Here is a 13,694-nt window from a genome sequence, read left to right as displayed (position 1 = left end):
GGAGCTGAAGCAGTGCTCGCGACTCACGACAAGGCGTAGGCGCGAACCGGCAGGTGCAACCCGCCGTGCGCATGGCGCCAACTACAATCATCGAATTGATCACGGAGCCGCATCGGCCATGAAGAAGACCACCTTGCCCGTCGCCCTGATCCAGGAGCGCAACCACGGCGATGCCGATGCGAACCTCGCCGTGATCGAAGCGCGCGTGGCTGAAGCGGCGAAGCGCGGCGCGCAGTTGGTCCTCCTGCAGGAACTCCACAACGGTCCCTACTTCTGCCAGCACGAGAACGTGTGCGAATTCGACCTCGCCGAAACGATCCCGGGCCCGAGCACGGAACGCCTCGGCAAGCTCGCGAAGGAGCACGGCGTGGTGCTGGTGAGTTCGCTGTTCGAGAAGCGCGCGACCGGCCTGTACCACAACACCGCCGTTGTCTTCGAAAAGGACGGCTCCACCGCGGGCAAGTACCGCAAGATGCACATTCCGGACGACCCGGGCTTCTACGAGAAGTTCTACTTCACGCCGGGCGACATCGGCTTCGAACCGATCAACACCTCGGTCGGCCGCCTCGGCGTGATGGTGTGCTGGGACCAGTGGTACCCCGAAGGCGCGCGCCTGATGGCGCTCGCCGGTGCGGAACTGCTGCTCTATCCGACCGCGATCGGTTGGGATCCGGACGACGGGCAGCCGGAGAAGGATCGCCAGCGCAACGCGTGGATCCTCAGCCATCGCGGGCACGCCGTCGCCAACGGGTTGCCGGTGCTGTCCTGCAATCGCGTCGGACACGAGCCTTCGCCGATGGGAACTTCGGGCATCCAGTTCTGGGGCTCGAGCCATGTGCTCGGACCGCAGGGCGAATTCCTCGCCGAAGCCAACCAGAACGATCCCGAAATCCTGATGTGCGAGGTCGACATGGAGCGCAGCGAGCACGTGCGCCGCATCTGGCCGTTCCTGCGCGACCGGCGCATCGATGCCTACGGCGACCTGCTGAAGCGCTATCGCGACTGAGGCCAGGCTCCAGTGCTACCTGCCATTCGCGCGGCCTGCGAAGCCGACATCGCCGCGATCACCGTGATCTACGCGGCCGAGGTGCGCGATTTCGTCAACACGTACGAATACGACGCGCCGGACGAAGCCGAGATGCGTCGCCGGATGCAGGGGATCGTTGAAGCTGGTTATCCATACCTGGTCGCCGAGGTCGATGGGCAGATCGCCGGCTATGCCTATGCCAGCAGTTTCCGTGCACGGATCGGCTACCGCTTCACTGTCGAGAATTCGGTCTACGTGGCTGCGGACTGGCAGGGACGCGGCATCGGCTCGGCCCTGCTCGGCCGGTTGATCGCGGACTGCGAGTCACGAGGCTTCCGCCAGATGGTCGCGGTGATCGGCGAAACCGCGAACACCGGCTCGATCCGGCTGCACGAACGCTTCGGCTTCCGTCACATCGGTGCATTTCCCGGAATCGGCCTTAAGCACGGTCGCTGGCTGGACACGGTGTTCATGCAGCGGGCGCTGGGACCGGGCGCCGGTGCGCCTGCCTGAGCGAGAGGCTCGGCGTCCGACGGACGGCAAGCAACGTCCGAACGATCGTGCTATTTTCCGCAGCATGAGCACCGTCACCGCAACCACCAAAGGCGCCGCGACCCGGGAAACCATCGTCGAACGGGCCTACGAGATCGCCCGCTTCTCCGGCGTGGAAGGCCTGTCGATCGGTCCCCTCGCCCAAGCCGTCGGCATGTCAAAGAGCGGCGTCTTCGCCCATTTCGGATCGCGCGAAGACCTGCAGCTCGCGGTTCTCGAGCATGCCGCGCGTTGCTTCGGCGAGGCGGTCTTCATTCCTGCCCTCTCCCAGCCCCGTGGGTTGCCGCGCCTGCGCGCGGTAATGCACAACTGGTTCGACTGGGTTCGTGGCAACACCGGCGGCTGCGTGCTGCTGGGCTCGGTGACCGAGTTCGACGATCGGCCAGGTCCGCTGCACGACCAGGTGCTCCGCAACGAACAGCGCTGGCAGGACATCCTGCGCGGTGCGATCCAGCTGGCCGTCGACGAAGGCCATCTCCGCGCGGGAGACGTCGAACAGTATGCGTTCGAGCTTTACGCGATCCCGCTGATGGTCCACCACAAATCCGGTCTCTTCGGTTACGACCACGCCCGCGCACGCGGCGAACAGGCGGTCGAACGCTGGTTCGCCGCCAACTCCGCCAATTCCCCCTCACTCGCTGATTCCTAGAGGTGCCCCATGGCTACGGTACTTTCCAAGCGCTCGCCCTCGATTAGCACGATCGTTCGTAACTTTGCGTCGCTGTATTCGGTGCGACTTGGATTCCTGATCGGCGGGTGGCTTGCGCCGGAAGCGGCGGTCCGCAAGGCCGCAGCACTATTCACTCAACCCTTCGCCTCGTCACGGGCTCGTGCGCTGGCGGCCCCGACGTACGGCGCCGCCGAGCTGGACCTGAGCGTCGACGGCACGCCCATCCATGCCTACGTCTGGGGCGACCCGAAGCAACAGCCTTACGTGCTTTTCGCGCACGGATGGTCCAGTCACGGCACCCGCATCGGTCCGTGGGTGAAACCGCTTCGCGACGCGGGCTACGCGGTGGTTGCCTTCGACCAGGCCGGCCATGGCCGCAGTGGCGGCACGCACACCACCCTGCCCGACTTCACCTGCCACCTGCTGGCGATTGGCCATCACTTCGGTCCCGCCGCGGCGGTCATCGGGCACTCGCTGGGTGGCGCGGCCACGGCGCTGGCGCTCGCGCGTGGGCTGGAGGCGCAACGCGCCGTGCTGATCGCCCCTGCCGCGGACCCGCTCGCGGCCGTGGAGCGCTTCTCGCGTTTCGTCTGGCTGGCCGGCGATCTCGGTCGCCGCATGTTCGCGCGCTTCGAACAGGCGATGCGCTTCGACGCCAGCGAGCTGCAGGCGCACAACAACGCCCCCCGCATCGGGCGCCCCGCCCTGATCGTGCATGATGTGGAAGACCGCGAAGTGCCATGGTCGGAAGGCGAGCGTTACGCGCGCTTCTGGCCCGAATCGCGCCTGCTGAGCACGCGCGGGCTGGGCCACAACCGGGTTGCCGACGATGCGGGCGTGATCACGGCTGCGCTGCGCTTCCTGCAAGGCGAGCCGGTCGGAGAGCGCGTCGTGTCCAGTCCCAACCTGCCCTACGGCTTCTGCTGAGCATTCCGCTTAACCGCGCTGCGGAAGTCGGGATCCGGCTTCGGGCAACGCATGGCTGGAACGACTATGCTGCGCGGCCGCCGCGAAAAACGTGGCGTTCCGCCGCAATGCCGAACTCGTCGATGACCGCTGAAGCCACCGCAACGCCCGAAAATTTCCTGACCACGCAACCGCACGCGATCGTCGAACGCGACGGCGTGCGCTACACCCTGCTGGGCACCGCGCACGTGTCGCGCGCCAGCATCGATGCGGTTAACGAAGCGATCGGCACCGGCCGCTTCGATGCCGTTGCGGTCGAACTCGATCCGCCACGACTGCAGGCGCTCACGGACCCCGAGGCACTCGCCAAACTCGATCTCATCCAGGTCATCCGTACCGGCCGCGTCGCGATGTTCGCGGCGAACCTTGCGCTGTCCGCGTACCAGCGCCGACTCGCCGAGCAACTGGGCATCGAACCGGGTGCGGAACTCAAACAGGCGGTGCTCCAGGCACGCGAACGCGGGCTGCCCGTGCATCTCATCGATCGCGAGGTCGGCCTGACCTTCAAGCGCGCCGCGGCGAAGCTGGGTTTCTGGGGTCGCATGAAGCTGGGCAGCGGACTGGTCGCGGGCCTGTTCGCCAATGAGGAAGTCGGCGCCGAAGACATCGAAAAGCTCAAGGAAGGCGACATGCTCGAAGCCAGCTTCAGCGAATTCGCGAGCAGCAGCCCCGAGTTGTACGAAGGCGTGATCGCCGAGCGCGACCGCTACATGGCCGCGCGCCTGCGCGAAACCAGCGGCGATGCGCGCGAAGTGTTGGCGGTCGTCGGCGCAGGCCACCTCCAAGGCCTTGCGCAGCATCTGCGCGAGGAAACCCGCGATCCGGCCGCCATCCGCGAGGAACTGGAGATCGTGCATCGCAAGAGCAAGGTGCCGTGGTTCACGCTCGTGCTTTCGGCGATTCTTGTCGCCGGCCTGGCCTGGGGCTTCAGCCACGGCGGGCTCGAAGTCGGTACCGGCGTGCTGCTGCAATGGATCGCGATTACATCCGGCTTGACCGCGATCGGGTGCGCACTCGCCGGCGGACATCCTTTGAGCATTCTCGCCGGCGCGGCGGCGGCGCCTTTCAAACCGTTCCGGCCGGCAATGCCTTCGGGCGCGTTCAGCGCCCTCGTCGAAGCGCGTCTGCGCAAACCGACGTATGCCGACTTCCTCGCGCTTCGCGACGACGCCCAGACGGTGCGCGGTTGGTACCGTAATCGCGTGTCGCGCGTGCTGCTCAACTTCATGCTGACCTGCTTCGGCACGATCGCGGGCGAATGGATCGGCCTGGCACGCATCCTCGGCAAGTTCATGGCATAAAAAACGGCGGGTTAGCCCCGCCGTTTTCATGTGAGTTCCGGGCGCCGAAGACACGGACCCGGCCAGCCGGATCCGTGCATCACGCTGGAACTAGTCCGCTTTGAATGCCGCCACCGAAGCACCAGGCAGCGACACGTCGCCCTTGCCGCGCGCCTTGCGGATGATCCGCACGGTGCCCGCACGCAGGTCGTCGAGCAGCGCGTAGATCGTCGGCAGGAACAGCAGGCTCACGATGGTCGAGAACGCCAGGCCACCGGCGATGGCGCGGGCCATCGGGTAGTACGCAGGACCGTTGCCGCCCATCTGCGTGCCACCGATTGCGATCGGCACCATCGCGAGGATCGCCGTGCCCATTGTCATCAGGATCGGACGCAGACGTTCCTTGCTGCCTTCCACCAATGCCTCGGTACGCGACAGTCCACGGCGGCGCAGGTTGTTGATGTGCTCGATCATCACGATGCCGTTGTTCACCACCACGCCCATCAGCACCAGGATGCCGATGAAGGCCATGATGTTGAACTCGGTACCGGTGAGCCAGAACAGCCAGAACACACCGAAGACGGAGAACAGCACGCCGCTCATGATCGCCGAGGGGAACAGCAGCGATTCGAACACCGCGGCCATCACGATGTAGATCAGGATCAACGCGATGAGCAGGTTGAACATCATCTGCCCCATCGCTTCGTCGTCGTCGCCGAAGCCGCCGCCTTCGAAGGTGTAGCTGTAACCGGCCGGGAACGACACTGACTTCAGCACTTCCTCGATCGCCTTGCGCGCGTCCGGCATGGTCACCTTGTCGGGCAGGCCCGCGGTGATAGTCAGGGTCGTCTGACGATTCGCGCGCTTGACCGATGTCGCGGCCGGGCGGACGTCCACGTCGACCATGGCAAGCAACGGCACGGTGCGGCCATCGGGTGCGCGCACCGTGAACGATGCGATGTCCTCGACGCCGAATTTGTCCGCTCCTGCGAAACGCACCCACACCGGCACCTCGTTGTCGCCCTTGCGGAACTCGCGCAGCGGCGCACCGCGCAGGGCCAGTCCGACGAACTGCGAGACCTGCTGCGCACTGAAGCCGAAGGCCGCAGCGCGTTCGCGGTCGACGCGGACATTGAGCTCGCTGTTGGTGTCGCCGATATCGACGCGCACGTCGCGCAGTTCCTTGCGCTTGGAGAGGATCGGCACGATGTCGCGGCCGAGTTCGGACAAGGTCTGCGTCGAATCGCCGACGAGGAAGACCTGCGCCTTCTGCCCCGGCCCACCACCGCCCGGCCCGCCCTGGTCGCCGGCGCCGATCGTAGCGCGCGCGGACTTGGGCAGTTCCTTGCTGATGGCGTCGACCAGCGGCTTGATGGCGCCCGCATCGTCCGCGAAGGTGACGCGTGTACCGGCGTAGCCTTCCTCGCTGTACCAGGAATACACCTGCTGGATGTGGAAACGCTTGCGGTTCCCGTCGAAGAACGCTTCAACGCGCGCCACTTCGTCCGACATCTGCTCCTTGGTGTAGCTGCCGTTCCATTGGTAGTAGAACTCGGTTTCCTTGCCCTCCTCGCCGCCGAACATGTTGACCTTGGTCATCTTCAACGGCACGACGCTGACGAGGATGATCAACAGGATGCCAAGGATGCTCTTGCCGCGATGCTCGAGCGTCCAGCGCAGGAAACCGGCATAGCGGCGTTGCATGCGGGGGATGAGTCCCGTGGTGGTGTTCACCGCCGGCGGCGTCTTCATGCGTGCCGAGATCATCGGGATCAGGCTGACCGCGACCAGCCACGACGCCAATAGCGACACGGAGATCGTGATCGCGATCTGCGACATGTAGATGCTGAGAAAATTGCGGTCGCCGAACAGGTTCGGGACGAACACGATGCAGTGGCACAGCGTGCCCGCCGACAGTGCGATCGCGACGTGGCGCGTTCCGAGGATCGAAGCCAGTCGCGGCTGGTCCGGCATCCGCTCGCGTTCCTGGTAGATGCTCTCCACCACGACCACCGCGTTGTCGACCAGCATGCCGACCGCGAGCAGCAGGCCCATCATCGACAGGATGTTGAGCGTCACGCCGGCGAAATACATGAAGCCGAGCGTCATCACGAAGCAGATCGGAATGGCCAGCGTCACCATCAGCGTCGATGGCCAATGGCGCAGGAAGAAGAACAGCACGGCGATCGAAAGAACGAGGCCGATCGCGCCGGCTTCGGCGAGTTCCAGCAGGGATTTCGTGACGTTTTCGCCCTGGTCCTCGATGATCTTGACCTGCACGCCCTGCAGTTCCGGCTCCTTCTGGATCGCCTTCACTTCCTTCAGCGCGTTCTTCGAGACATCGACCAGGTTCGCGTTGCGTTCCTTGAAGATGTCGAGGCCCACGGCGGGACGGCCATCCAGGCGGCGCCCCATGTCCATGCGCGACGGCTTCAGCCGCACCTCCGCGATATCGCCCAGGCGCACGCCATTGGCGACGACGAGATCGCGCAGCTGTTGCAGGTCGCTGAGCTCGCCGACCGGCTGCACGCGCAGGCGCCGGCCGCCGTCCTCGATCTCGCCGGCCGACACCGAGAAATTCAGCGCCTGGAGGCTTTTCGTCAGATCGTTCAGACCGATGCCGTGCGCGGTCAACCGGTCGGATTCAATCGCAACTTCGACTTCGTTTGGCGGCGCGCCGGAGATCTCGACGCGCGCAACGCCGGGAATTCGCTCGATGCGGCGCTTGAACTCGCGTTCGATCAGGTCGTAAGCACCGACGAGGTTCTGCGACTGGCTCGCCAGTCGCACGCGCAGCACCGGCTGGTCGGTCGTGGAGAACTTGAAGACGTTGTAGCGCTGCAGGTCGTCGGGCAGGTCCTCACGGATCGCGTCGATGCGCTCGCGGGCTTCAGACGCGGCAATCGCGACGTCGCGGTTCCAGTCCTTGAACTGCATGAAAACCGAAGCGCCATCCGCCTTGGCTTCCGAATCCATGCGCTTGATGCCGCTCATGGTCGACATCGCTTCCTCGACCGGGCGTAGCACCGTGCGTTCGACCTCTTCCGGCGTGGAGCCCGCGTACGGCAGCTGCACGAAGATGAAAGGCGGAGACACCTCGGGGAAGGCTTCCAGCGGCAGACGCACCGCTGCGATCAGCCCGACCACGAACAGCGACACGAAGAACATGATCGCGGTGACCGGGCGCTTGATGCTCAGCTCGGCAATGCTCATTTGGCCTCGCTCCCGCTGGAACGACTGGTCTGTACGTTGGCGATCATCCTGCGGCCTCCGCATCGCCCGCGATGGCGGCGGCAGTTTCCGCCTTCTCGCGCCGCACGCGCAGCCCGCGTTCGCGGTAGTAGGCATCGGCACGACGGTCCAGCCGGTCGTACACGACCGGGATTACCACCAGCGTCAACAGCGTGGAGACCAGCAGACCACCGATCACGGTGATCGCCATCGGCGAGCGCACTTCCGCGCCTTCGCCGAAGGCCAGCGCGAGCGGCAGGAAGCCGAACAGCGTGCACGTGGTCGTCATGATGATCGGGCGCAGTCGCGAACGCGCGCCTTCGATCAGCGCCTCGTGCTTGGCGATGCCGTCCTCGCGCAGCTGGTTGACCTTGTCGATCAGGATGATCGCGTTCTTCACCACCAGGCCCACCAGCAGGATCAGGCCGATGAACACCACCACCGAGACCGGCGAACGCGTCAGCAGCAGAGCGAGCACCGCGCCGACCAGCGCCAGTGGAATGGTGAAGAGGATGACGAACGGATGCAGCAGCGATTCGAACTGCGACGCCATCACCAGGTACACGAGGAACACAGCCAGCCCGAACGCGAACAGCAGCGACTTCACCGATTCCTTGAGCTCCTCGCCCTGCCCGCCGATATGCATGCGCACGTCGGCGCCGAGCGGCTGCTGCTCGACCATCTGCTGCACTTCCTGGACGGCACCGCCGAGGTCGATGTCGCGCAGGTTGGCCGAAACGATCGCCACCCGCACCTGGTCGGCACGATGGATTTCGCTGGGACCCGTGGTCGCCACGACGTCGGCGACCGAATCCAGCGTCACCGGACGCGAGCTGCCGGGATTCACGATCAGGCGGCGGATGTTCTCGACCGACGCGCGATCGGATTCCTGCGCGCGCACCAGCACGTCGATCTTGCGGTCGCGGAAGCTGTAGCGCGTGGCGACGTCGCCGCGCACCTTCTTCACCACCACATCGGCGATCTGGCGCGTGGTGAGGCCGAGTGAGGCGGCACGCTCCTGGTCGAAGCGGATCTGGATTTCCGGGAAACCCTGCTCCACCGTCGACTTCACGTCGGCGTAGTGCCCGCTCTTGCGGAGCATCGCGGCCATCTGCTGTCCTGCACGCTCGATGGTGGCGAGCTCGCTACCGCGCAGTTCGATTTCCAGCGGCGTGGAGAAGCTGAAGAGTTCCGGACGGGCGAAGTTGACCTGGGCGCTGGGATGCCCCGTCATGCTTTCGCGCAGGCGTTCGGTTTCCGCAGCTTCGATTTCCTTGCTGCCGCCGTTCGCCATCACCACCGTGAGCTTGCCGATGTTCTCGCCGCTCTCGGTCGGATTCGCGTCCAGTCGCGTGCCGCTGCCGCTCACGCCGTAAAGCAGCGAGATGCCATCGTCCTTGTCGTGCTGGCGCTGCAGTTCGCGCACCAGTTCGTCGGTTTCGCGCAGCGGCGTGCCCGGAGGCAACTTCACCGTCATTTCGAAGCGGTCCTGCGCGAGCTGCGGGATCAGGTCGGCACCCAGCATCGGCACCACCATCAGCGTGAGCACGAACGCGATCGTCGCTGAACCGAGCACCAGCCAAGGCCGCTTCAAGGCTGCAGGAAGCAACTTGAGATAGCCGCTCTCGGCGCGGTTGTACGGCGCCATCGCGAGATCGCTCGCCTTGCGCATGATCGGACCGACCACCGCTGCAGTGCCGCGCCATGCGCGCACCACAAGCCACGCAGTACCAAAGAAGATCCAACGCAACAGCGCTGCGATCAGATGGGTCACGAAAGCGATGGGTTTTAGCCAGCGCGAGTTCGGCTGCCACTTGGGATGCGGCGCTTCTTCCGGGAACGACAGCGGTGCGCGGCCCTTCAATGAGCTCAGCATCGGGATCAGCGTCATCGCCACGACCAGCGAAATCGCAATCGCGAGCGCCACCGTCAACGCCTGGTCGCGGAACAGCTGACCGGCGATGCCTTCGACGAACACGAGCGGCAGGAACACGGCGATCGTGGTCAATGTCGAGGCGACAACGGCCATGCTCACTTCGCGCGTGCCCTGGATCGCCGCGTCAAGAATGCCGAGCCCGCGCTCGCGCGCCTTGGCGATGGATTCGAGCACGACGATCGAGTCGTCCACGACAAGGCCGGTCGCCAATGCGAGACCGCCCAGCGACATCACGTTGAGGCTCAGCCCCAACTGGTCCATGAAGAAGAACGTCGCGATGATCGAAACCGGCAACGACAGGCCGATGACGAACGTGCTCCAGCCATCGCGCAGGAACAGGAAGATGATCAGCACCGCGAGGAAGCCGCCGATCACCGCGTCTAGCTTCACGTCGCTGATCGCGTGGCGGATGAACTGCGATTGGTCGTCGATGGTGGTGACTTCGATATCCGGCGGAATCTGGTCCTTGAGCTCCTTCAGCCTGGCCTGGATGGCATCGGCGGAAGCAACGGTGTTCGCGTCACCTTCCTTGTAGATCGCGAGCTCGACCGCTTCCTTGCCGGCGAGACGAATGATCGCTTCGCGCTCCTTGTGGCCCTGGCGGATGTCGGCGATGTCCTTGAGCCGCACCGGCATGCCGCCGGCGATCGTCGACGAGTTGGACGAGCTTGCGCTCTGCACGGATTGCGCCGCGGCCATGGCCGCGGCGTTACCCGTTGCGGCAGCGACGCGGGCCATTTCCGCAGCGGCGTTCGCGGCAGCACCGCCGCCGGCGGACTGAGTGGTCACCAGCATGTCGCGGATTTCATCCACGGTCGCGAACTGGTTGACCGTGCGCACCAGATAGCGCTGCGTGCCTTCTTCAAGGCGGCCGCCGGAGATGTTGATGTTTTCCTGCTGCAGGCGCTGGATGACGGTGTCGATAGGGAGGTTTATCGCAGCGAGCTTCTGCTGGTCGATGTCGACCTGGATCTCGTCCTCGAGACCACCGCCGACCTTCACCGCGGCCACGCCATCGACGGGTTCGAGCTTTTTCTTGAGGTCTTCCTCGGCATAGCGGCGCAGGGCGCCGAGTGCGCGGACGGAATCGCCGCCGGTCTTCGAGGTCAGCGCGAGACGGAGAATCGGCTCGGTCGACGGATTGAAGCGCAGCAGAAGCGGCTTCTTCGCCTCGAGCGGAAGCTGCACGATTTCCATCTTGTCGCGCACTTCGAGGCTGGCCTGGTCCATGTCGGTGCCCCAGGCGAACTCGAGCACGACGTCGCTCTGCCCGGTACGCGAAACCGACTTCAACTTGCGCAGGCCCTTCACTACGCCGACGGCTTCTTCGACGGGTTCGGTGATGAGGGTTTCGATTTCAGTGGGCGCGGCACCCGTGTATTCGGTACGCACGGTGAGAGTCGGATAGCTCAGGTCAGGCAGCAGGTTGACCTTGAGGTTGAACAGGGCAATGAAGCCGAAGATCACGAAGGTGAGAGTCACCATCGCCACCGTGACACGGCGGCGCGTGGCGAACTCGATCAAGCCGGATGAAGCTTGCGAGGTGTGGCTCACGAGGGAAGCCTCCGGTCAGCGCTGTGCAGTTGCGGTGGCGGCCGTCGCAGGTCCGGCCTTCGCGCCGGGCTGGCCGATCACCTGCACTTCCGTGCCGTCGCGCAACGCGCTCTTGCCGGCGATCACGACCTCCTCGCCCTGCTTGATGCCGCTGCGGACCTCGGCCCATTGGCCATCCATGTAGCCGAGCTTCACCGGGACGCGGGTGCTCTTCTTGTTACGTACGACGAACACCGCGGGATCCGCTTCGTCTTCGAGCAGCGCGGCGCGCGGAACGACGAGCGCATCGGCGCGCTGGTCGTAGTCGATCTTGATGCGGCCGAACATGCCGGGGCGCAGCGATTCGCCATCGAACGCACACACGACGCGGAACGTGCCACTGCCCGAATCGACGACCGGAGCGACGCGATCAACGGTCCCGGTGAACGTCTTGCCCGGCAGCGCATCGACGGCCAGCTGTACCGGCAAGCCGGCCTTGAGGGTGGCTAGTTCGCGCTCAGGGACATTGAGCACGGCTTCGAGGCGCGCGACGTCGACGATGCGCATGATCGGCGTGTTGATCTGGACGAAGTTGCCGGTCTTGATCGAACGCGAGGCGATCACGCCGGAAATCGGCGCAGTGACGTTGGCGTAATGCAGCTCGAGGTTGGCGGCCTTGTTCGCGGCGCGCGCATTCTCTAGGTCGTAGCGCAGCTGGTCGTTGTCGTTGGCGCTGATCAGCTTCTGTTCGGCGAGCTGGCGCGAGCGCTCGAAATTGGCTTCGAGCTTGCGCAGCTGGGCCGAACTCTGCGCGGCGACCAGGGCACTGCGGGCCGAATCCAGGCGCACCAGTACCTGGCCGGCGTGCACGTACTGGCCTTCCTCGACGAGGACCTGCAAAGCGACGCCGGACACCTTGGCGATCACCTGGGCCTCGGCTCGTGCTTCCAGCGGCGCGGTACCGGTGTAGCTCGCCGCGACCGCACGGCGGGATGCCTGGGCGACCTCTACCGGGATTGCTTCGGGGCCCTTCTTCTTCGGGTCCTTGCCGTCGGCGGCGGCTTCGCCATTACCCCCCTTGCAGGCAGTCAGGGCCAGGGCGCCCGTGACGACCAGGCTGGCGAGGACGAAGGGCACCTTGGAGAAGGCGGAACGGAGTGGGGTCTGGCGCATGGAATCGGTCCCTGAGGGGCAAGCGGTTGACGGCGAGCGGCTGAGGCAAGCGGTTGAAAGAGGTTTCCCGGCGGGTTTCTGGGCTGTATGCCGGTGTTGTACATAGGTATATCACCCGTCTTCGTGCCGGCCATCGGCCGAAGGTCATGGTGACTGCCGCCATGGAGTGGATGCGGCCGATCGGCCGGTCGATCGCAACTGATCACGACGCGTGCGAAAGCCTCCGCTTCGCAGCCACATCCGCAAGGTTGGGATGCATGTTGGCAGCAACGGGTTGCACGCTTTCAACATTGAACTGGTGTGTCGGATTTCTTCGAAACCCGGCACGCGGCTATACTTGCCGACTTGTGCGCGTCTCCGGGGTTATGGATGGCCGCACGACCGATTCAATAACGACCGTCCTTCAACAACTCAGCCTTTCGAGAGTGCGGATTACATGATGCGACCGCTGATGATCGCCGCCTGCCTCGCCCTGACCACGGCCGTCGCCTTCGCCGACGAACCGAACCAGGCGCCGGCCGCCACCACCACCGCGGCCACGCCCGCACCCGCCGCTGCTACCGCCCTCAGGGGCGATGCCACAGTCGGCAAGCAGCTGATCTATACCTGCCAGGGTTGCCATGGCGTGACCGGCTACAAGAATGCCTACCCGAGCTACCACGTGCCCCGCCTCGGCGGCCAGTCCGAGGTCTACCTGCTCAACGCCCTGACCGAATACAAGAAGGGCACCCGCAAGCACCCCACGATGCAGGCCCAGGCGCAGAGCTTCTCTGACCAGGACATCGCCAACATCGCCGCCTACCTCGCCACCGTGAAGTGAGCAGACATTCCATGACGAAGAAGATCCTCGCCATCGCCCTGCTCACCGCCGCCGTCGCCCTCGTGGGCTGCAGCAAGTCGGAAGAAGCTTCCGAAGAGGCCGCAGCCGAAGCCGGAACGCACGAAGCCCAGTCCTCCTCCGCCGGACTCCCGGCCGGCAACATCGCCGCCGGCGAAAAATTCGCCAGCGCCAAGAACGCGAAGACTGGCCAGGCTTGCGTCGATTGCCACGGCGCCGAAGGCAATGCCCCGATCGACGCGAGCTATCCGAAGCTGGCCGGGCAGTACGGCGACTACATCGCCCACTCGCTGCAGGCCTATCGCGATGGCCGCCGCGAGCACGCGTTGATGTCGAGCCAGGCCGCCGACCTCACCGACCAGCAGATCTCCGATCTCGGCGCCTACTTCGGTTCGCGTGCCGGGCACCTGAAGGATCTGCACGGCATCCAGTGATGCTTGCGATCTGGAGAAGAGGCCCGCACCGCGGGCCTTTTTTCTTTGCGCAGC

At 65.1% G+C, this 13,694-nt stretch carries 10 protein-coding genes; 7 read left to right on the top strand and 3 right to left on the bottom strand.

What is annotated here, in order from left to right; genetic code table 11:
* Positions 1-118: 118 nt before the first annotated feature.
* The 5 genes from ASD14_RS07165 (at position 119) to ASD14_RS07145 (ending at position 4,516) form a co-directional block, all read left to right on the top strand.
* Positions 119-1,006 carry a carbon-nitrogen hydrolase gene (locus ASD14_RS07165; RefSeq protein ID WP_056131015.1) on the top strand — a complete coding sequence of 296 codons (888 nt, stop codon included), beginning with the start codon at positions 119-121 and terminating at the stop codon, positions 1,004-1,006.
* 12 nt (positions 1,007-1,018) lie between these two features.
* Positions 1,019-1,540 carry a GNAT family N-acetyltransferase gene (locus tag ASD14_RS07160; protein ID WP_056131013.1) on the top strand — a complete coding sequence of 174 codons (522 nt, stop codon included), beginning with the start codon at positions 1,019-1,021 and terminating at the stop codon, positions 1,538-1,540.
* Between the two features lie 64 nt (positions 1,541-1,604).
* Positions 1,605-2,228: a TetR/AcrR family transcriptional regulator gene (locus ASD14_RS07155; protein WP_056131010.1), complete on the top strand. Its 624-nt coding sequence runs from the start codon at positions 1,605-1,607 to the stop codon at positions 2,226-2,228.
* 9 nt (positions 2,229-2,237) lie between these two features.
* Complete coding sequence (locus ASD14_RS07150) at positions 2,238-3,176, top strand: alpha/beta hydrolase (protein WP_200947031.1); 939 nt, start codon at positions 2,238-2,240, stop codon at positions 3,174-3,176.
* 122 nt (positions 3,177-3,298) lie between these two features.
* The gene (locus ASD14_RS07145) at positions 3,299-4,516 is read left to right on the top strand and encodes a TraB/GumN family protein (protein ID WP_056132238.1); all 1,218 of its coding nucleotides are present in this window, start codon (positions 3,299-3,301) and stop codon (positions 4,514-4,516) included.
* Between the two features lie 90 nt (positions 4,517-4,606).
* On the opposite strand, the gene ASD14_RS07140 is transcribed toward ASD14_RS07145, so the two are convergent.
* Genes ASD14_RS07140 through ASD14_RS07130 form a run of 3 tightly spaced genes read right to left on the bottom strand, consistent with a single transcriptional unit; the run spans position 4,607 to position 12,368 of the window.
* A complete protein-coding gene (locus tag ASD14_RS07140; protein WP_056131007.1) occupies positions 4,607-7,708 on the bottom strand; it encodes an efflux RND transporter permease subunit in 3,102 nt (1,033 codons plus the stop codon).
* Positions 7,709-7,751: 43 nt separating this feature from the next.
* Positions 7,752-11,216, bottom strand: coding sequence for an efflux RND transporter permease subunit (locus tag ASD14_RS07135; protein WP_056131002.1), 3,465 nt, complete (start codon positions 11,214-11,216; stop codon positions 7,752-7,754).
* A 15-nt stretch (positions 11,217-11,231) separates the two neighbouring features.
* On the bottom strand, positions 11,232-12,368 hold the full coding sequence (locus ASD14_RS07130; RefSeq protein ID WP_056130999.1) for an efflux RND transporter periplasmic adaptor subunit: 1,137 nt from the start codon (positions 12,366-12,368) through the stop codon (positions 11,232-11,234).
* A gap of 439 nt (positions 12,369-12,807) precedes the next feature.
* On the opposite strand from ASD14_RS07130, the gene ASD14_RS07125 reads away from it, so the two are divergent.
* A complete protein-coding gene (locus tag ASD14_RS07125) occupies positions 12,808-13,188 on the top strand; it encodes a cytochrome c (protein WP_056132235.1) in 381 nt (126 codons plus the stop codon).
* 11 nt (positions 13,189-13,199) lie between these two features.
* Positions 13,200-13,640, top strand: a complete 441-nt coding sequence (locus tag ASD14_RS07120) for a c-type cytochrome (protein WP_056130996.1) — start codon at positions 13,200-13,202, stop codon at positions 13,638-13,640.
* The last annotated feature ends 54 nt before the right edge of the window (positions 13,641-13,694 follow it).

Source organism: Lysobacter sp. Root494, assembly GCF_001427225.1.
In the GTDB taxonomy this organism is placed as follows: domain Bacteria; phylum Pseudomonadota; class Gammaproteobacteria; order Xanthomonadales; family Xanthomonadaceae; genus Agrilutibacter.
Note: the sequence above shows the minus strand (reverse complement) of the source record. Positions and strands in the feature narration are given on the sequence as shown.